Annotated in this window: 14 protein-coding genes and 3 pseudogenes; 1 reads left to right on the forward strand and 16 read right to left on the reverse strand. The window is 58.5% G+C overall.

Annotated features, from left to right (window positions below; translation table 11 throughout):
* Positions 1 to 13: 13 nt before the first annotated feature.
* From DPA2511_RS12960 to DPA2511_RS21760, 15 genes and pseudogenes are all read right to left on the reverse strand, one after another.
* Positions 14 to 493: a YlaC family protein gene (locus DPA2511_RS12960; RefSeq protein ID WP_015854205.1), complete on the reverse strand. Its 480-nt coding sequence runs from the start codon at positions 491 to 493 to the stop codon at positions 14 to 16.
* 99 nt (positions 494 to 592) lie between these two features.
* Positions 593 to 2,902: a carbamoyltransferase HypF gene (gene hypF, locus DPA2511_RS12965; RefSeq protein ID WP_015854206.1), complete on the reverse strand. Its 2,310-nt coding sequence runs from the start codon at positions 2,900 to 2,902 to the stop codon at positions 593 to 595.
* 333 nt (positions 2,903 to 3,235) lie between these two features.
* A complete protein-coding gene (gene hypE / locus DPA2511_RS12970; RefSeq protein WP_015854207.1) occupies positions 3,236 to 4,264 on the reverse strand; it encodes a hydrogenase expression/formation protein HypE in 1,029 nt (342 codons plus the stop codon).
* On the reverse strand, positions 4,264 to 5,379 hold the full coding sequence (gene hypD, locus DPA2511_RS12975; RefSeq protein ID WP_015854208.1) for a hydrogenase formation protein HypD: 1,116 nt from the start codon (positions 5,377 to 5,379) through the stop codon (positions 4,264 to 4,266). The genes hypE and hypD overlap by 1 nt, the downstream gene beginning before the upstream one ends.
* A complete protein-coding gene (gene hybG / locus DPA2511_RS12980; RefSeq protein WP_015854209.1) occupies positions 5,363 to 5,653 on the reverse strand; it encodes a hydrogenase maturation factor HybG in 291 nt (96 codons plus the stop codon). Before hybG ends, hypD begins: the two co-directional genes overlap by 17 nt.
* Entirely contained in the window at positions 5,644 to 6,867 is a 1,224-nt protein-coding gene (gene hypB / locus DPA2511_RS12985) for a hydrogenase nickel incorporation protein HypB (RefSeq protein ID WP_015854210.1), read from the reverse strand. Before hypB ends, hybG begins: the two co-directional genes overlap by 10 nt.
* Positions 6,868 to 6,926: 59 nt before the next feature.
* Positions 6,927 to 7,268, reverse strand: coding sequence for a hydrogenase maturation nickel metallochaperone HypA (hypA, locus tag DPA2511_RS12990; protein WP_015854211.1), 342 nt, complete (start codon positions 7,266 to 7,268; stop codon positions 6,927 to 6,929).
* A 1-nt stretch (position 7,269) separates the two neighbouring features.
* Positions 7,270 to 7,749: a hydrogenase-2 assembly chaperone gene (gene hybE, locus DPA2511_RS12995; RefSeq protein WP_026595194.1), complete on the reverse strand. Its 480-nt coding sequence runs from the start codon at positions 7,747 to 7,749 to the stop codon at positions 7,270 to 7,272.
* Positions 7,750 to 7,822: 73 nt separating this feature from the next.
* Complete coding sequence (locus DPA2511_RS13000) at positions 7,823 to 8,332, reverse strand: HyaD/HybD family hydrogenase maturation endopeptidase (protein WP_015854213.1); 510 nt, start codon at positions 8,330 to 8,332, stop codon at positions 7,823 to 7,825.
* Entirely contained in the window at positions 8,332 to 10,038 is a 1,707-nt protein-coding gene (gene hybC, locus DPA2511_RS13005; protein WP_015854214.1) for a hydrogenase 2 large subunit, read from the reverse strand. The genes DPA2511_RS13000 and hybC overlap by 1 nt, the downstream gene beginning before the upstream one ends.
* Positions 10,016 to 11,215: a Ni/Fe-hydrogenase cytochrome b subunit gene (hybB, locus tag DPA2511_RS13010; protein ID WP_015854215.1), complete on the reverse strand. Its 1,200-nt coding sequence runs from the start codon at positions 11,213 to 11,215 to the stop codon at positions 10,016 to 10,018. Before hybB ends, hybC begins: the two co-directional genes overlap by 23 nt.
* Positions 11,202 to 12,218, reverse strand: coding sequence for a hydrogenase 2 operon protein HybA (gene hybA / locus DPA2511_RS13015; RefSeq protein ID WP_015854216.1), 1,017 nt, complete (start codon positions 12,216 to 12,218; stop codon positions 11,202 to 11,204). Before hybA ends, hybB begins: the two co-directional genes overlap by 14 nt.
* Before the next feature lie 3 nt (positions 12,219 to 12,221).
* Positions 12,222 to 13,264 (reverse strand): annotated as a pseudogene (gene hybO / locus DPA2511_RS21755) (hydrogenase 2 small subunit).
* Between the two features lie 15 nt (positions 13,265 to 13,279).
* A pseudogene (locus DPA2511_RS24260) lies at positions 13,280 to 13,348 on the reverse strand (hypothetical protein); the annotation flags it as partial.
* A gap of 786 nt (positions 13,349 to 14,134) precedes the next feature.
* A pseudogene (locus DPA2511_RS21760) lies at positions 14,135 to 15,764 on the reverse strand (ABC-F family ATPase).
* A gap of 119 nt (positions 15,765 to 15,883) precedes the next feature.
* On the opposite strand from DPA2511_RS21760, the gene DPA2511_RS13030 reads away from it, so the two are divergent.
* Positions 15,884 to 16,765: a PhzF family phenazine biosynthesis protein gene (locus tag DPA2511_RS13030; protein ID WP_015854219.1), complete on the forward strand. Its 882-nt coding sequence runs from the start codon at positions 15,884 to 15,886 to the stop codon at positions 16,763 to 16,765.
* 696 nt (positions 16,766 to 17,461) lie between these two features.
* On the opposite strand, the gene nuoN is transcribed toward DPA2511_RS13030, so the two are convergent.
* Positions 17,462 to 18,919 carry an NADH-quinone oxidoreductase subunit NuoN gene (nuoN, locus tag DPA2511_RS13045; RefSeq protein WP_015854221.1) on the reverse strand — a complete coding sequence of 486 codons (1,458 nt, stop codon included), beginning with the start codon at positions 18,917 to 18,919 and terminating at the stop codon, positions 17,462 to 17,464.
* Positions 18,920 to 18,923: the final 4 nt, after the last annotated feature.

Here is an 18,923-nt window from a genome sequence, read left to right on the forward strand (position 1 = left end):
GCGCCATGCCCTGTCACGGATGCGACACCGGTGTGCGGTACGCCAGCGAGAAGACATCATAAAAATAGAGATAACCTTTGGCATCCAGCAGACGCACGATCCCCTGCTTAACGCTTTCAGCCACCTGTGGGTGTCGCAGCAAGGCTTCCAGCGTCTGCGGTGAAACATGGCGGCGGTTATACCACTCGCCGTTATAGCAAACCCGCAGATCCAGCTTATCGATATCGTCAAAGCGATAGCGTGGATTGATATCCATCAACAGCGCCAACGCCATCAACACTAAAAACAACGTAAATCCCATCACATAGGACACGCCGAAATACGGCGCGTACCACAGGATCAGCGCCACCGGGATATAGCTCACCAACATGGCGCCAAACAGAACCGGATGGGTGACGATAAAACGGCGGCTGAAGCGAATGCGATTATCCCGCTGCTCGTCGCGATTGATTTGCTCGATTTCCGCACTGAGAATACGCCTGACCTCGTCCACGCTGCCCTCCGGTTGACCAGTCCGGCGGCCATTCGCCGGATGGCGCGACAGTAACACGCCCATTCAGAGACAGAACAGATACAGTCAGGAACAAAAACGCTATAACAGTTTGCCCGCCTGCGCGAACCGGCTGGCGGCGATCAACGCCTGCCCCAGCGCCACTCCGCCGTCACCGGCGGGAAGCTGACGCGGCAGCAGCAGCTCGAACCCGGCCAGCCTGTCGCGCAACAACGCCGCCAGCAACCGGTTGTGCATCACGCCGCCGGAGAGCACCACGCAATCGGTCTGATGCTCGGCGGCCGCCCGACGCGCCAGCGCCGCCAGCCCATCCGCCAGCGCCACATGAAACGCCCATGCCCGATCAGACGGCGCGGCGCGGTACGCCAGCCACTGCGACCAAAACACCGCCAGATCCAACTGATTCCCCGCCAGCGGCAACGTCACCGGCGGCGCCGCGTCGGTATGTTGACGGGCCAGCGCTTCCAGCCAGCAGGCGGCTTCGCCTTCCCAGCTTTGCTCGCCATTAAAACCAAGTGCGGCAGCCACGGCGTCAAACAACCGGCCGGCGGATGACGCCAGCGGCGCGTTGATGCCGCGTTCGATGGCCCGCGTCAACAGCGGCGCCGCGCTGGCCGGGATCGCCGTCGCCTCCGGGCGCTGCGCCCAGTCAGAGACAAACGCCAGATACTGCGCCAACAGATTACGCCAGGGTTGGCGAGCCGCCAGATCGCCGCCGGGTAACGCCACCGGCGGCAAGCCGCCCAGATGCCGGCAGTGCGCGTAATCCACCAGCAGACATTCGCCGCCCCACCACTGCCCATCCGCGCCGTAGCCGATGCCATCCAGCGCCAGGCCGATCACCGGCCCGGCATCACGCGGCCGTTGGTGCTCCGCCATACAGGCCACAATGTGCGCATGATGATGCAGCACCTCGATACAGGGAATCTGCAACGCCTGCGCCTGCTGTTTTCCCCACCGGTGGCTGACATAACCGGGGTGCGCATCCACAACCATGGCCTGTGGCGTAAACCGGTACACATCGGCAAACAGCGCCTGCGTCTGGTGATACTGGCGCTCGATACCGCTATCGGACAGGTCGCCCAGGTGCTGACTGAGGATGGCGTTGCCGCCACGCAACAGGCAGAACGCATTTTTAAGATCAGTCCCCATCGCCAACAGCGACGGCTGTTCGCTGAATCCCGGCGGCAGCGGCAGCGCGTCCGGCACATAGCCGCGCGCGCGACGCAACAGTTCCGCCTGGCCGGCGGACTGCATCCGTACCACCGAATCGTCCGCCCGCTGCACAATGTCGCGATCGTGCAGCAGCCACACATCGGCAATGCCGGCGAGATCCGTTAACGCCTGTGCGTTATCGAGCGCCGGCGGCCTGCCGCTGGCATTCCCGGAGGTCATCACCAACGGTCGTCCGACTGCCGCCAGCAACAGGTGCTGCAACGGATTGCCAGGCAGCATGAGCCCCACTTCATCCAGGCCGGGAGCAATCCCGGCTGACAACGCGCCGTCGGTGCGCAGCGGCAACAACACAATCGGTGCCGCCGGGCTGCGCAACAGACGCCGTGCGGCATTGACATCGGAGAGAGTGCTGCACGCGGCCAGCCAGCCGTCATCCGGCAACATCACCGCCAACGGTTTGGCCGGACGGTGTTTGCGCGCCCGCAGCCGCGCCACGGCATCGTCGCAGATGGCGTCGCACGCCAGATGGAAACCGCCCAACCCTTTGACGGCGACGATCCCGCCGGCCAGCAGCGTCTGCGCCGCCTGCGCAATCGCCTCATCACCTTCCGCACACCGCTGTCGGCCGTCATGCAGCCACATATGGGGCCCGCACGTCGGGCAGGCATTGGGCTGCGCGTGAAAGCGCCGATCGGCCGGATGGCGGTACTCCGCATCACAGTCGGCGCAGAGCGGAAACGCCACCATCGCGGTATACGGCCGGTCGTAGGGCATCTGGCGAATGATGGTAAAGCGCGGCCCGCAGTGGGTGCAGTTGATGAACGGATAGCGATAGCGGCGGTTGGCCGGGTCGAACAACTCCTGACGACAGGCGTCGCAGGTAGCGGCATCCGGCACAATCTGGGTATCCATCGCGCCGCTGCCGCTATGTTCAATCGTGAAATCATCCGGCAGAGATACCCAGCAATAAGGCTGACATGTCAACTGGTCAATCTGCGCCAGAGGTGGGCATTCGGCGTGCAACGCCGCCACGAAATCGGCTTCAGCGCTCGTCGGCCATAACCGGATCAGCACGCCCGCGCCGTCGTTAAGCACGCTACCTTTAACACCTAGCCGATGGGCGATCTGCCAGACATAGGGCCGAAACCCCACCCCCTGCACCTTGCCTTTAATGCGGATTTCTATCCCATCACCATGTGATGAATCATGTTCCATTTGGGCGACTATCAATGTAGCAGTTGAAGAATGGACGCCGTCATGCTCGGTGCGCGTCCTCACTAACTCGCATTAGCGTCCACTTAGGGCGACCAATCGCCGCCGCCCTAAGAACCCGGGCTTACGACGGGAAATTACGCCGCTATGCGGTGCCTTCAGGAAAAACCGCCTCCTGTTCGGCCCGCCGCTGACGCGCTCCCGGCGCGGCAGCGACTCTCGCGGCATCCATGCCGCTCGGCCGGGAGTCTGTTTTCCCTCAGCGTAATTTACGCCATTGCGTCCACCTGCCATCATCAAATCGATAATGACAACGATCAGAACAGGGCTAGATAATCAACAAATCCTCGGCATCGGTTCGCTGTGGGGTAAATCCAGCAGGCGGGACGCGCCAAACACACCGCACAGGCGTACCTGTTTTTTATCGGTGACGCTGCCGATAACCGCGGCATCGCGTCCCAGCGGATGGGAGCGCAACGCATCCAGCACCTGGCTTTCCGCTTCCGGCGACACCACCAGCACCAGTTTGCCTTCGTTGGCGAAGTTCAACGCCTCTAGCCCCAGCAGTTCGCAAATACCGCGCACCGCGGTTTTTACCGGCAGCGCGCTTTCCTGCACTTCCATCCCGCAGCCGCTGGCGGCGGCGAACTCATGCAGGATCGCCGTCACCCCGCCGCGCGTGGCGTCGCGCAATGCACGCACGCCGTCAATCCGCCGCAGCGGCGCGATCACTGGCTCCAGCACGGCGCAATCGCTAACCAGTTCCGCCTCCAGCCCCAGATTTTCCCGCAGGTTGAGAATGGTTGCGCCGTGGTCGCCCAACGTCCCGCTGACCAGAATGCGATCGCCGGGGCGGATCTCGCCGGTTCCCCAACGGATCTCCGTCGGGATCACGCCGATTCCGGCGGTATTGATAAACAGTTTGTCCGCCGCACCGCGCGTCACCACTTTGGTGTCGCCGGTGACAATGTGTACCCCGGCGTCGCGGGCGGTTTGCGCCATGGAGCCGACAATCCGGGCCAGCATCTCGCCGCTCAGCCCTTCTTCAATAATGAAACCGCAGGAGAGATAACGCGGTAGCGCCCCGCTGACCGCCAAATCGTTCACCGTGCCGCAAACCGCCAGCTTGCCGATATCGCCGCCGGGAAAGACGATCGGGTCGATGACATAGCTGTCGGTGGTAAACGCCAGACGGTCGCCTGCCGCCGCCAGCGGCGCCAGCGGCAGACGCGCCTGATCCTCCCGGGCACCGAGCAGCGGATTGTCAAACGCCTGCAGAAACAACGCCTCAATCAGCTGCTGCATCGCCTGGCCGCCGCTGCCGTGCGCCAAGGTAATTTCTTTGGGCAGAATGGTTGCAGTCATCAGGCACACTCCCGGCGATACTGGTAATAGGCCGCGCAGGCCCCTTCAGAAGACACCATCAGCGCGCCGATGGCATTTTGCGGTGAACACCGTTGCCCAAACAGCGGGCAGTCGCTCGGTTTGCAACGCCCGGTCAGTACGTCACCGCAGCGGGATAACGGCTCATCCGCCACCCGTTGCTGTTGCGGTTTAAAGCGCAGTTCCGCATCAAACCCGGCATACGCCGGACGCAGTTGCATGCCGGAATTGGCGATCTCGCCCAACCCACGCCACTCGCTGCTGGCTTTGGTTTCAAACACCTCATCCATCGCTTGTTGCGCCAGCACATTGCCGCTGTCCGGCACGATACGACGGTACTGATTTTCCACCTCGCAACGTTCGTCATGCAGTTGCTGCACCAGCATCAACAGCGCCTGCAGAATATCCAGCGGCTCAAACCCAGTAACCACAAACGGCTTATGGAACTGTGCGCTCAGCGGTTGATACGGATAAGCGCCGATCACCATGCTGACATGGCCGGGCGCCAGAAAGCCGTCGATGCGCAAATCCGGCTGCTGCAGCAGGCTGCGCAGGGTCGGAATGATGGTGATGTGCTGGCAAAACAGCGAGAAATTATCGATGCCGCGACGCTTGGCCTGTTGCAGCGTCAATGCTGAGCTCGGCATGGTGGTTTCGAAGCCGAGCCCGAAGAACACCACCTGCCGATCGGGGTGCTGTTCCGCCAACGCCAGCGCATCCATCGGCGAGTAAACCACCCGGATATCGGCGCCGTGACGGCGGGCGTCCTGCAGGGAGCCATTGCGCCCCGGCACCCGCATCGCATCGCCGAAGGTGCAGAAAATGACTTCTGGCCGCGCGGCAATCTCCAGACAGGCGTCGATGCGCCCCATCGGCAGCACGCACACCGGGCAGCCCGGGCCGTGCACAAATTCGATTTCCGGCGGCAACAGCCGGTCGATGCCGAACTTGAAGATGGCGTGGGTATGCCCGCCGCACACTTCCATCAATTGCAGCGGACGCGCCGTCCACTGCGGACGATCCGCCACCAGCGCCCGGATCCGCTGCAACAGCGCCTTGGCCAGTTCCGGATCGCGGAATTCATCTACGTACTGCATAAACAGCTCCGGTTTGCCGGACTTCATCCAGCTCCAGTCCGACGGCCTGCATTGACTGCAACGCCTCCAGCGTGTCCTGCGCTTCCTGTTCGTCCAGCAGACTCATGGCGAACCCAACGTGTACCAACACCCACTGGCCGATCAGCTCGGCGGGCTCGCCGTCGCACACCAGTGCGATGTTGACGTCGCGCTGCACACCGCACACATCCACCCGGGCCGGATGATGAATATCCGCCCCGACCGAGACCACTTTACCGGGCACGCCTAGGCACATGGCTGACTCCCCAGCAATTGCGCCTCCAGCCAGGCCAGCCACTCGTCCATCCCTTCGCCGGTTCGGGCCGACAGCGCGATGACGGCGATATCCGGATTGATGCGGCGCGCATTGCGCACGCAGGCTTCCAGGTCAAAATCCAGATAGGGCAACAGGTCGATCTTATTGATGATCATCAGCGACGCCGCCGCAAACATATGCGGATATTTCAACGGTTTGTCTTCACCTTCGGTGACGGACAGTACCGCCACTTTATGGCGCTCGCCCAGATCGAAACCGGCCGGGCACACCAAATTGCCTACGTTTTCGATAAACAGCAGGCTGTGATCCGGCAACGACAGCCGATGCGCGGCATCGTGCACCATTTCAGCATCCAGATGGCAGCCTTTACCGGTATTCACCTGGATCGCCGGCACCCCGGTCGCGCGGATGCGCTCCGCGTCATTGGTGGTCTGCTGATCGCCTTCAATCACCGCGCAGGGCAGGCGATCACGCAACAGATGCAGCGTGCTGGTCAGCAGCGTGGTCTTGCCGGAGCCGGGGCTGGAGACCAGGTTCAACGCCAGAATATGCCCGGCCTCGAAATGCTCGCGGTTATGCTGCGCGACCTGATTGTTTTTGCTCAGCACGTCCATTTCGATCTGCAACAGACGCTGTTGACCAACGCCCGGCGCATGGGTGCCGGCAGCGCCTTGTCCGTAATGCAGATCCTGATCCCGCACCACCGGCTCGAAGCGCTCTTCCGGCTGAACGGCGGTCGGCTGCGGATGTTCATGATCGTGGGAATGCTCATGATCGTGTGAATGCTCATGATCGTGTGAATGCTCATGATGCGGGTGATGGCCGTAACGGCGATGAGCGCCGGCACCGAGATCTCCCGCCCGCAACGTTGCCGTTTCGTGGTAGTAATGATGCACATCGCCATGATGATGATAGTAATGGTGATGATGAATGATCACGCACTGGGCCGGCTGCCCGTCGCCGTGGTCATGGTCATGTCCGTCATGCGTATGCGCGTGGCCCGGTTCATGGTGGTGCGCGTGGGCATGGTGATGATGGGGGTGAGCATGGCTATGTTCATGGCTATGCTCATGGCTATGCTCATGACTATGCTCATGATTATGGGAATGTTCGTGGTGATGGTCGTGATCATGAGGGTGTTCATCGCCCTCGATTTTGCGTTCGCCTTCACCGCAACCGCATGTGGTACACATTAAGACGACTCCTTCGGTTACCAGACCGGTTTTGTTAGCTGCGCCGCACGGGCGCAGCATTATTCAATGGCAAGCTGCTTCAGTTGCAGGCTGTCGCCGCTCTCCACCCGCAGGCAGTTGCTGCCGCATTTCGGACAGCCGCCGTCATGGGCCGAGACCTCCACCGCGCTGCTGCAGGCCCAGCACCAGGCCTGCGCCGGGCGCATGGCGATGTGCAACTCGCATCCCTCCGCCAGCGTTTGCCGACAGACGGATTCAAAACAAAAGCGCAAGGCGCTCTCCTCGATACAGGACAACGCGCCGATTTCCAGCCACACACCGGTGACTTTACGGGCGCCATGCTGGCGCGCCTGTTGCTCTATCAGTTCCAGCGCGTTATAGCACATGGAAATTTCATGCATGCTACTGACTCCGATAACGGCCGAACAGCGCCCGTCGGCCCGGGTTCTGCGGCGCGGCGGCATCCGCCACCGGCAGAGACAACGCCATGCGCGCGCTCTGCTCCGCCAGTCGCACCGCCTGCTCCGCATCCAGCGCCGTATCCAGCGGCGACATCAGCGAACAGGTCAGGTACTGGCTGCCGTCGTCGGTCGCACCGACGATAAACCCGACGTCGCCGCACGGCAGGCTCAGCGCCAGCTTGTCCGACACCGTTCTGCGCGGCCACTGTTGCTGCGGCCCCGGCAACACCACCAGGCTCATCATCCACGGCGTCAACAGACACCCGAACCACTGCTGTTCAAACAGGGTAAATCCGCAAGCCTGTACCGGAATGCCCGCGCGATAAAACGGCAGGGACTGCATCCGTTCCCGGGCGATGCGGGAAAACTCCGCCTCCAGCCAGGCCACCGGAGACTGATCATGCCCCATCACCCGAGGCATTTCTTTGCGCTCACCGGGTATTGTGGGCCGATCCTGCTCAGACGATGACGATAACGTCGATGCCGAAGAGACATCAGTCACAGCTCACCTCCTGCGCTGCCGGTACCGGCATCACCGATACCGCAATGCCGCTTTGGCGCAACGCATCCAAAATCGCCAGCAACGCTTTTTCCAGTGCGCATTCCACCGTTTCCGTCAGACCGATACCGGACTCCAGCAACGCCGGCTCAACCCCCACCAGCGTAAGCTGGCGGGGAAACTCGCCGGTCAGTTGCAGCGCCATCAGCACATCGGCCAAACCCAACTGGTGTGGAGACAACTTGCGGGTAAACAGTGCAGGCACTTCGCCGTCGCGTAGCACGCTGACGCTACCCGCTGGTTTGCCGGTCAGCACCGCGTCCGCCACGATCAGGTGATCGCGCCCGGCCATGCTTTCCAGCAGCTCCATGCCGGACGTGCCGCCATCCAGAATATCGATGGCGGGCGTGAAGCGATAACGCCGCTCCAGTTCCTCCACCAACCGTACCCCCACCCCTTCATCCATGAGCAGGATATTGCCGATCCCCAACACCAGTATGTTCATTACAGCACCTTCACCCGAGTGACTTCGTTACCGCTAACCGTATCCACCACATGCACCGCACAGGACATGCACGGGTCGAACGAGTGGATGGTACGCACCACTTCCAGCGGCTTATGCGGATCCGCCACCGGCGTTCCCACCAGCGACTGTTCGTAAGGGCCCGGCTTGTCGTCGCCGTTACGCGGGCAGGACGTCCAGGTTGAAGGCACCACCGCCTGATAGTTGGTGATCTTGCCGTCTTTGAACACAATCCAGTGCGACAGCATGCCGCGCGGCATCTCGCCGAAACCGACGCCGCGAAACTCAGTATTTGGCGACAGATCCGGTTTGATAAAGGTCTGATGATCACCGTTGCCGATGTTAGTCACCAGCGCCTGCCACTGTTGCGCCAGTGTATCCTTCAACACACAGCAGTGCACGGTACGGCCGATGATGCGGCCCAATGTAGAGTGCAGGTGTTTCTCTTCCAGTTGGCGACCGCTCAGTGCCTGATAGGCGGCTTTGACCTGATTGAAATGCGCCAGCGTTCCCTGATGTTTAGCCGCCATACCGCACAGCAGCCAGGCCAGCGGGCCGACTTCCACCGTCTTGCCGTAGAACGTCGGCGATTTCACCCACGAGTATTTGCCGTCTTCATGCCAGCCGGTGTATTTCGGCCGGGTCAGCCCTTCCCACGGCGCCAGCGGCTGTTCATCCTGATACCAGGCGTGTTTGCCGGTTTCACGGATCCCCTCGATCAGGAATTTGTCGCTATGGCTGGTGATCGGCCGGAATTTGGCCAGATCGCCGTTTTCCAGATAGCCGCCCGGCAGCAGGAAGCTGCCGCCCTTGTTGTCGGTGGGCAGCTCCGGCACGCTCAGATAGTGATCCGCGCCGCGTCCCAGCGTCAGCCACTGCGGGTAGTGCGCGGCGATGACGGCGCAATCCACCTTGTACACCTGCTCGATGAAATCCCCCAGACGGTCGATAAAGCTTTTCACGTACATCAACCGTTCCAGGTTGAGCACGCTGGGCGCGTCCAGATTGATCGGGTTGGCGACGCCGCCGACCGCCAGGTTCTGGATATGCGGCGTTTTACCGCCCAGAATGGCGACGATGCGGTTGGCGTCACGCTGGCACTCCAGCGCTTGCAGGTAGTGGGCGACGGCGATCAGGTTCACTTCCGGCGGCAACGACATCGCCGGGTGCCCCCAGTAACCGTTGGCGAAAATGCCGAGTTGCCCGCTGGCCACCAGATCTTTCAGTTTCTGCTGCACCTTGGTGAATTCAGCCGCGTTATTCAGCGGCCAATCCGACAGCCCTTTCAGCAGATCCGCCGCTTTCTGCGGATCGGCTTTCAGTGCGGATGTCACGTCCACCCAGTCCAGCGCAGAGAGCTGATAGAAGTGCACGATATGGTCGTGGATACTGTGGGCGGCCAAAATCAGGTTACGAATGTATTGCGCGTTGACCGGAATGTTCAGGCCGAGCGCGTTTTCCACCGCACGCACCGACGCAATGGCATGCACCGTGGTGCATACCCCGCAGATGCGCTGCACGATCATCCAGGCATCGCGCGGGTCGCGCCCTTTGACGATCTCCTCCATACCGCGCCACATGGTGCCGGAGGACCATGCTTTGGTCACTTTTCCGTTTTCAATTTCGCAATCAATGCGCAGATGCCCTTCAATACGGGTGATGGGATCAATGGTGATGCGTTGGCTCATGCTTTACCTCAGCCTGATGATGCTTATGTTCGCCGCCCAGCGCCGGCAGTACCGGCAACAGACGGATTAACAAGATGTAGGCGCAGATTTCGATTGCCACGAAACCGATGGAAATCAGGATTTCCTGTGCCTTGGGAAAATAGTGGTAGCCGCCGCCGGGGTTAAATGCCAGCAGGGAGTAGCTCAGACGCCATAGCGCCGCGCCCAGCAGCATGCTGACCGCCGCCAGGAACAGGCAGCGCGCATCGCGGCGGCCATTCGGCAGATGCAGCAACACCAGCGGGAATACCATCAGAAACGCTTCACACCAGAAGGTGATGGCATAGCGATCGCCGGCAAACAGCAGCGCGGTTTTCTGATGCCAGACGATCTCGCCAAAGCGCAGCACCACGAACAGCAGCACCAGCACTTCGGTAAGACACGTCAGCTTGCGGAACAGCGATTGCTCGTTCGGGCCTCGCCCCTTCAACCCGGCCTGCACCAGCGAGCCTTCGAAGATGACGATGGAAAACCCCATGATAAAGGCGGTCAGCAGCGACAGCAGCGGCAGCAACTCATAGCTCTGCCACAGCGGATGCACCTTGTAGCCGGCGGAGATCATCAGCGACCCCATCGAAGACTGGTGCATGGTCGGCAGCAGCGCGCCCAACGCGATGATGAAGAACATCACCTTGTTGAGACGTTTGAGCGACACATGCCAGCCAAAGCGCTCCAGCACCACCGGCGCAAATTCCAACGCCATCACGCCGATGTAGATGGTCATACACACCGCGGTTTCAAACAGCACCGAGTTGGTATTGAAATAGCCGGGAATGTAGAAATACGGCAGGTTCCAGTAACGACCGACGTCGATGGTGATCGACAGGCCGCCCAGCGAATAGCCGAACAAACTGGCCAGCAGCGCCGGACGCACCAGCGGGTGGTATTCGCCGCGGTTGAACACATACACCGCCCAGGCCAGCGCCCAGCCGCCGCAAGCAAACCCGGTGCCGACCAGCAGGTCGAAGGCGATCCAGATGCCCCACGGATAACCGCCGTTCAGATCCGCGACGGAACCAATCCCCAGAAACAGACGTTTCACGATCAGTATCGCGCAGATCGTCACGAACGGGGCCAGCAGCATGATGGGCCAGCTCACCAGCCGCCCTCCCAGCGGACTCGCTTTATGCGCCGTCATGATGATTCTCCTGTGATTCGTGCCCCTCTTCCCGCTCGGCGCGGGTATTGCGATGCACCAGCACCGACAGCCCGGCCAGCACCGCCAGCGGCAGCACCATCCCCTTGTAGAGCGTATGCTGGATATGTTCCGACCGGGCGCCGGTGGACAGCGTGTCCAGCGTCGGCATATCCAGGTTTTGGTACGGAACCCCGGCCAACACCAGCACCTGCGTACCACCCGCTTCCTCTTCGCCGTACACGTAACGTTCATAGGCGGGAACGGTGTGCAGATAGCTGTCGTTGCGATCCAACGTCTGGCGCGGATAGGCGTATTCATCACCCGGCTTGAGCGCCAGGCGGCGTTTCGCTTCCGCCAGCAGCTGTTCGCGGGTGCCGTAAATCACCGCGCCGGTCGGGCAGACTTCCACGCACCCCGGCATGCCGCCTTTATCGAGACGTTCCAAACCTGGCTGGTTGCACAGTTCGCACTTGTGCAACTTGCCGAGCGGGTTTTCGTAGTCGTACTTGGGCACATTGAACGGGCAAGCCACCATGCAATAGCGACAACCGGTACAGATGCTGGCGTCGTAATGCACCACGCCGGTTTTCGGGTCTTTCTTCAACGCAGAAACCGGGCAGACCGAGACACAGTTGGGGTCGACGCAGTGCATGCACTGCTTCTTGATGTAGGCGTAACCGTTTTTGGCCTGATCCTTATGCTTGCCATCGCCATCGCTCCACACCTGGATGATATTGTTGGTGTAAGGGCTCAGCTTGTCGTTGTTGGACCAGGTCGCCGCACCGCCGCTGTAGACCGTGCTGTCCGGCTTGTAGTCCAGCTGGTTAAGCTGCTGGCATTTGGTCACGCACGCCTGGCACCCCACGCACAGCGTCGAATCGTACAGCATGCCGAGCGCACCGGGGATCGGCGGCCGGTTGGTGGCCTCCGCCTGACTGGCAAGCGGCGTACCCGCCAGCAGCGCTCCCGCGGACGCCAGCTTGAAAAAATTGCGTCTGTTCACGGCTTAGCCCTCCCGGGATGAGTTTCCGGCGTCCTGCTGTTTTTGCTGGCGCCCCAGCTCACGTACCGCCATCAGGCTGACGCCGGCCACCGCACCCAGTACGCCGCCGATAAGCCCGGTGGCCGTCGCGGAACTGTTGCCGCCTTCAGGGCTGTTGACCGCAGGCTTCTCGACCCGAGGGGTCGGGTTTTCTACGTTCGCCAGTTGGAAGATGCCCTTGGTGAAACCGATATCTTTCTCGTTGCAGCCGTAGCACGGATGCCCGATCCCTACCGGCCAGATCCCGCCGCCGACGTCGCAAAATTCCAGCGTCGAGCAGTTGCCGTAGGTTTCCGGCCCCTTGCAGCCGAGGTGATACAGGCACCAGCCCTGACGATGCCCCTCATCGCCGAACTCCTTGGCGAAGCGGCCGGCGTCGAAGTGCGGGCGACGCTCGCAGTTTTCGTGGATCAAACGGGCGTAGGCGAAGGTCGGGCGGTTCTGGCTGTCGAGCGCCGGAGCCCGGTTGTAAGTGATAACGTGCGCGACAGTGGCCAGGAAGTTGTGCGGGTTGGGCGGACAACCGGGAATATTGATGACGGTTTTACCCGGCAGAATATCCTGCAGGCTTACCGCACCGGTCGGGTTGACGCCGCTGGCCGGCACGCGCCCCAGGCAGAACAGGAACCGACGGCGATGATCGCGGCGGCATGTTCCGCCGCGGCACGAATATGCTCGACAATCGGTTTGCCGGCCACCATGCAGTAGATTCCGCCATCCTTCATCGGTATGGAACCATCCACCACCAGCACGAACTTGCCTTTGTACTGCTCTATCGCGCGGTGCTTGTTCTCCTCAGCCTGTTCGCCGAACGCGGCCGAAAGCACCTCGTGGTATTCCAGAGAGATGGTGTTTAACAGCAGATTCTCGATAGTCGGGTGCGTTGCGCGCAACAGGGATTCCGTACATCCCGTACACTCCTGGGCGCCGATCCAGATGACCGGCGGGCGTTGAGGCGAAGTCAGCGATTTCGCCATCTCCGCGGCGGCGGCATCCTTCAACCCCATGGTGGCGGCAAGTGCTGCACATAACTTCATAAAATCACGACGATTGAGGCCGTGATGGGAAAGCATCATATTTTCCCCACTCATTCTTTATTATTCTCCTGTAATAAAATCGGAGTAACACACCAGTGTGTGGGGAATAGGATAATGAGGAAGATAATTTAACCGACTTGATCTCCATCAAGCGCACGGAAAATAACCTCTCTATTTATATGTCTTCTGTGATATTCACCGCAGCCGCCGTTTTAAACTCGACCATTATTGTGATCAAATGAGAAAATATCTCACTCATCGTGAGATGAATGACTGCGGTGACTTAACGTTGCTTAATCGATTTAACTGTGACCTATATCTGTTATCACAAACATCAATATATTGATTTAAAAAGATTAATTTAAAATATCCATACCCTGAAAGTGATATTTTTCCTGCTTGATATTCCTCTGAATAATATCGATTAAGCAGAATGGTTAATTTAAATACTTTACTTAAAAAAACACCGAGCGGGTTAACATTCCTCCATTTGTTAAAAATGGCCTGCCAGATTTTCTGGTAATAGCAGCGCGTTAATTTTTATTCCCCTGATAGCGGAAAATTGAAATTCATTCTATTTTTTTCTTTGATGATATAAAAAAAAGCCGTCGTTTTACCGACGGCTTACCTAATAATCTTGCATATCTCTGACGATTATTCTGCGATGTCTTAATGTCATTACACATTATTCCACACCGCGCGTCATACCGATGATTATTACGATTTTCATAACACCGTTCACTCATCGATTATGCCTCCATGCGATAAAAACGCCGTCGAAACGGCGTTTTTACCAATAATCCTGCAACGCTCACCAACAATCCTGCAAAATATCGGCGCTTATTCGACGCCGCGGCTGCGCAGATAATCATCATAATTACCGCTGAAATCGACCACTTTGCCCGGCATGATTTCCACAATCCGGGTTGCCAGCGAGCTGACGAACTCCCGATCGTGGGAGACGAACAGCAGCGTTCCCTGATACAACTCCAGCGCCATATTCAACGATTCGATCGATTCCATATCCAGGTGGTTGGTCGGCTCGTCCATAATCAATACGTTCGGGCGTTGCATCATCAGTTTGCCGAACAGCATGCGGCCCTTTTCGCCGCCGGACAGCACGCTAACCTTTTTGCGGATGTCATCCTGCGAGAACAGCAGGCGCCCCAGCACGCTGCGCACCGCCTGCTCGTCGTCATTCTCCTGCTTCCACTGGCTCATCCAATCGAATACGGTCAGATCTTCTGCGAACTCATATTCGTGATCCTGTGCGTAATAACCGATATGGGCGTTTTCGGCCCACTTCAGGCTGCCGGCATCCGGCTGCAACTCACCGACCAGCGTTTTCATCAACGTCGATTTGCCGATACCGTTGGTGCCCAATACCGCCACTTTCTCACCGGCTTCCACCAGCATTTTGACCTGGCTGAACAGCGGGCCATTATCGAACCCCTTGGTTACGCTTTCCAGTTCCAATGCATTGCGGAACAACTTCTTATCCTGTTCGAACCGAATGAACGGGTTCTGACGGCTGGAGGCTTTCACCTCTTCCAACTGGATTTTTTCTATCTGCCGGGCACGGGAAGTTGCCTGACGGGACTTGGAAGCGTTCGCGCTGAACCGGCTGACGAACGATTGCAGCTCGGCAATCTGCGCTTTTTTCTTGGCGTTATCCGCCAGCAGGCGCTCACGCGCCTGTGTCGCCGCCGTCATATATTCGTCATAGTTGCCGGGATAGACGCGCAGTTCGCCGTAGTCCAGATCCGCCATATGGGTGCACACCATATTCAGAAAGTGACGGTCATGGGAAATGATGATCATGGTACTGTTGCGCTCGTTCAGCACCTGCTCCAGCCAGCGGATGGTGTCGATATCCCAGGTTGTTGGTCGGTTCGTCGAGCAACAGAATATCGGGATTGGAGAACAGCGCCTGCGCCAGCAACACGCGCAGCTTCCAGCCGGGTGCGACTTCGCTCATCAGGCCATAGTGCTGTTCCAGCGGAATGCCTACCCCCAACAGGAGTTCTCCCGCCCGCGCTTCGGCGCTGTAGCCGTCCATTTCCCCGTACTGCACTTCCAGATCGGCAACACGATAGCCGTCCGCTTCGCTCATATCGCCGGAGGCATAAATACGATCGCGTTCTTCTTTTACCGCCCACAGTTCGGTATGCCCCATGATCACCGTGTCCAGCACCGTGTATTTTTCAAAGGCGAACTGATCCTGGCGCAATTTACCAATACGCTCGTTAGGGTCGAGAGCGACATTCCCGGCGGTCGGCGTCAGATCGCCGCCGAGGATCTTCATAAAGGTGGATTTACCGCACCCGTTGGCGCCGATAAGACCATAGCGATTACCGCCGCCAAATTTGACAGAGATGTTTTCAAACAACGGCTTACTGCCGAATTGCATCGTGATATTGTTAGTGGCTAGCACAGCACATTCTCGACTAAATTGTGATTTGGCTCGCATTATGCCACAGCTGGAAGCGAGAATCCCGACCATGTTTGTACAAATATTCACCACCAGCGCCCCCTTCCACCCGCACCGCGATAGCCATCGCCGCCGAGAAACAGCAACAGGAACACAGAATGTCACGACAACGAAAATTCAAACAGATTGACGTTTTCAGCAATCATCCCTGCCAGGGCAACCCGCTGGCGGTGATTTTGGAAGCGGATGGATTAACCGACGAGCAGCTGCAATCCATCGCCCGATGGACGAACTTGTCCGAGACCACCTTCGTACTGATGCCGGACGACCCTGCGGCAGACTATCGGGTAAGAATCTTCACGCCCTCATCGGAAATTCCTTTCGCCGGGCACCCGACGCTGGGAACCGCCTATGCGTTATTGGAGGCAGGGCTAAAGCCGCGCACTCCCGGGCAGCTTATCCAGCAATGCGGCGTGGGCCTGGTGCCGATCTCTATCCATCACGACGGCAAGCTGGCTTTCAGGGCGCCGGATGCAAAATTGATAACGATCGATCCCGCGCATTCCCTGCTGATCGACCACGCGCTAGGCAGCCATGCCCGCGATAGGTCATTCCCGCCGATCAATGTCAGCATGGGTATCCGCTGGCTGACCGTGCGTCTGCACAGTGCTCAGGCTTGCCTCGACGTCCGTCCGGATATCAGGCTACTAAAACAATTGCTCGACCACTGTCAGACCGATGGCATCGCGATTTATGGCCCGCATGCGGCCCCTGCCATCGCGGATTACGAAGTCCGTACATTTTTCATGCTGGACGATACCCTGATCGAAGACCCGGTAACTGGCAGCGCCAATGCCTGCATCGCCCGGGTCATACATCAATATCCGAGCCAACACCCTACAGCCAGACAGCACGGTTATCGGGTTCGCCAGGGCACGATGCTTCATAGGAACGGGCAGGTTCACGTCACCTGGATAGACGATCAACCGTGGATCGGCGGGTACAGCACTACGCTGATTGATGGCGTGATTAAGCTATAGCTGACGACGCGCTTTCATCACTTCCCTCCGCTCTTTCCACCTTCTCAGCCGGACTCGGGGCGTTTTGTACGCCTCGCGCTTATTTTTTTGTGATTTAAGTCACAAAAAACTTGTCTTCGAGCAACCAATTGACTACGCTAAAAGCGTGACAAAAATCACATAAACTGTACATCGAGAGGCCACCATGAGCGTATTTCGCAACGTTAGCAATCTGTTCAAGAAACTGGGTGATGTTTATGTCAGCTACTGTGAACGTATCGGTTCCATCATCAGCCCGTTCTGATAGCCGTAACCTGATTTAAAAAACCGCCACAGTACAAGGCGGTTTTTTATTACCTGAATATTATCTCGCACCAAACACCATTCATTACCCTGTCGATACTCTCCATCTTTCGATATTTCCCGTTTTCCTTCTGCCACCGGACGTTGCCGTCGCTTCGCCCATTAATGCAAAAAAACATTGCGCATAAAAATACCAGGCATGATTTCAACAACGCTCGCATCAGCCTGCGGGGGAAGGCATCCCGTTCAGAAGAAAACGCATCAACAACGAAATCCATATTGTGTTCAGACATAAAAAAATCCAGAGTCGGGAAACTGACTCTGGATTGTCTCTTATTGGCAGGATCGTTCAAGTCACTCTTAAACGCTCGACATTACGGTCAATGCCGCGGCTTTTCAACGTCTAAACGCCGGTCACATCAGTGGCTGCGCCAGTTGCACCAACGTAATTAACGGCTGTGGGTAGATCCCCAAAATCAACACTAATACCGAAGAAATCAGTACCACCACACCACCCGCCGTTAGCGCCCAGTTGCTTGGCGTATCGCGTTTCAGCGTTTGCGGCGCGGTCAGATACAGGCTAACCATCACACGCAGATAGTAATAAAGGCCGATGGCGCTGCCCACTACCACCGCGGCCGTCAGCCACCACAGGTGCGCGTTGACGCCAACCGCCAACACATAGAATTTCCCGAAGAAGCCTAGCGTCATCGGAATACCCGCCAGGGAAAGCATCATCACCGTCATCACCGCAGACAGAATCGGCTTGTGCCAGAACAGGCCGCGGTAGGAAAACAATGAATCAGCATCAGGGCCGCTGTACGGACTGGACATCAGGCTGACGACACCGAATGCGCCCAGACTGCTAAACAGATAGCCGGTCAGATAGACGCCGATAGTTTCCAACGCCAGCTGATGCGACTGCACGGCGATCAATGCCACCAGCAAATACCCCAGATGCGCAATGGACGAATACCCCAGCAGGCGTTTGATATTGCTCTGTGCGACCGCCATCAAATTACCGAACAAAATAGAGGCAAACGCAATAATACCCAATGCAGTACGTACTGATTCGCTATCCACCATCGGCGCATACAGGAACAAACGCATCACAGCACCAAAAATGGCGATCTTACTGGCCGTCGCCAGGAAAGTGGAAACCGGCGCCGGCGCCCCCTGATACACATCAGGCGTCCATAAGTGAAACGGTACCAACGACAGTTTGAAGCCCAGACCGACCACCATCATCCCCAGGCCGGCCAACAACAGCGGCGTATGGATTTGGTGATCACTCAGGCTTTTACCCAGACTGGCGAAGCTCAGGCTACCGGAATCCGCGTAAACCAGCGCCATACCAAACAGCAGGAAGGAAGAGGCTCCCGCCGACAACAGCATGTATTTGATGCCGGCTTCCAGTGAGCGTTTCTGACGGAAGGCATACCCTACCAGACCGAATAACGGCAGAGAGATCAGCTCGATACCGATGAACAACGCCATCAGATGGTTGGCGCTGGCCAGCAAGATGCCCCCCATGGCGGCAATCAACACCAGCAGATAGAACTCGTCTTTATTATCCGGATACCCTTCCAGCCACGGATAGGCGAACGTACTGGTCGCCAGGCTGGCAGCCAGCACCAGCCCGGTATAGAACATCGAGAACCCGTCCACGCGCAGCAACGGAGTAACGTCCATCGTACCGGCCTGGCTCACCAGATACAGCGAAAGCAGCGCGATGTTCAGACCAATGACCGTCAGTGTCGCATTGACGAAATGGTTGCGTCGCCACGCAATGCACAGCATCACAACCACCACCGTCAATCCGACGATTAACAGCGGCGAGAGCGCGATCAATTGTTGAAGAGTTATTGTCATGGCG

The organism is Musicola paradisiaca NCPPB 2511 (assembly GCF_000400505.1).
Lineage (GTDB): Bacteria > Pseudomonadota > Gammaproteobacteria > Enterobacterales > Enterobacteriaceae > Musicola > Musicola paradisiaca.

Bases quoted from the DNA above. Each gene is read 5' to 3' on its own strand.
- hypF (WP_015854206.1), bottom strand. From the start codon at position 2,902: ATGGAACATGATTCATCACATGGTGATGGGATAGAAATCCGCATTAAA.
- hypE (WP_015854207.1), bottom strand. From the start codon at position 4,264: ATGACTGCAACCATTCTGCCCAAAGAAATTACCTTGGCGCACGGCAGC.
- hypD (WP_015854208.1), bottom strand. From the start codon at position 5,379: ATGCAGTACGTAGATGAATTCCGCGATCCGGAACTGGCCAAGGCGCTG.
- hybG (WP_015854209.1), bottom strand. From the start codon at position 5,653: ATGTGCCTAGGCGTGCCCGGTAAAGTGGTCTCGGTCGGGGCGGATATT.
- hypB (WP_015854210.1), bottom strand. From the start codon at position 6,867: ATGTGTACCACATGCGGTTGCGGTGAAGGCGAACGCAAAATCGAGGGC.
- hypA (WP_015854211.1), bottom strand. From the start codon at position 7,268: ATGCATGAAATTTCCATGTGCTATAACGCGCTGGAACTGATAGAGCAA.
- hybE (WP_026595194.1), bottom strand. From the start codon at position 7,749: ATGCCTCGGGTGATGGGGCATGATCAGTCTCCGGTGGCCTGGCTGGAG.
- DPA2511_RS13000 (WP_015854213.1), bottom strand. From the start codon at position 8,332: ATGAACATACTGGTGTTGGGGATCGGCAATATCCTGCTCATGGATGAA.
- hybC (WP_015854214.1), bottom strand. From the start codon at position 10,038: ATGAGCCAACGCATCACCATTGATCCCATCACCCGTATTGAAGGGCAT.
- hybB (WP_015854215.1), bottom strand. From the start codon at position 11,215: ATGACGGCGCATAAAGCGAGTCCGCTGGGAGGGCGGCTGGTGAGCTGG.
- DPA2511_RS13030 (WP_015854219.1), top strand. From the start codon at position 15,884: ATGTCACGACAACGAAAATTCAAACAGATTGACGTTTTCAGCAATCAT.
- nuoN (WP_015854221.1), bottom strand. From the start codon at position 18,919: ATGACAATAACTCTTCAACAATTGATCGCGCTCTCGCCGCTGTTAATC.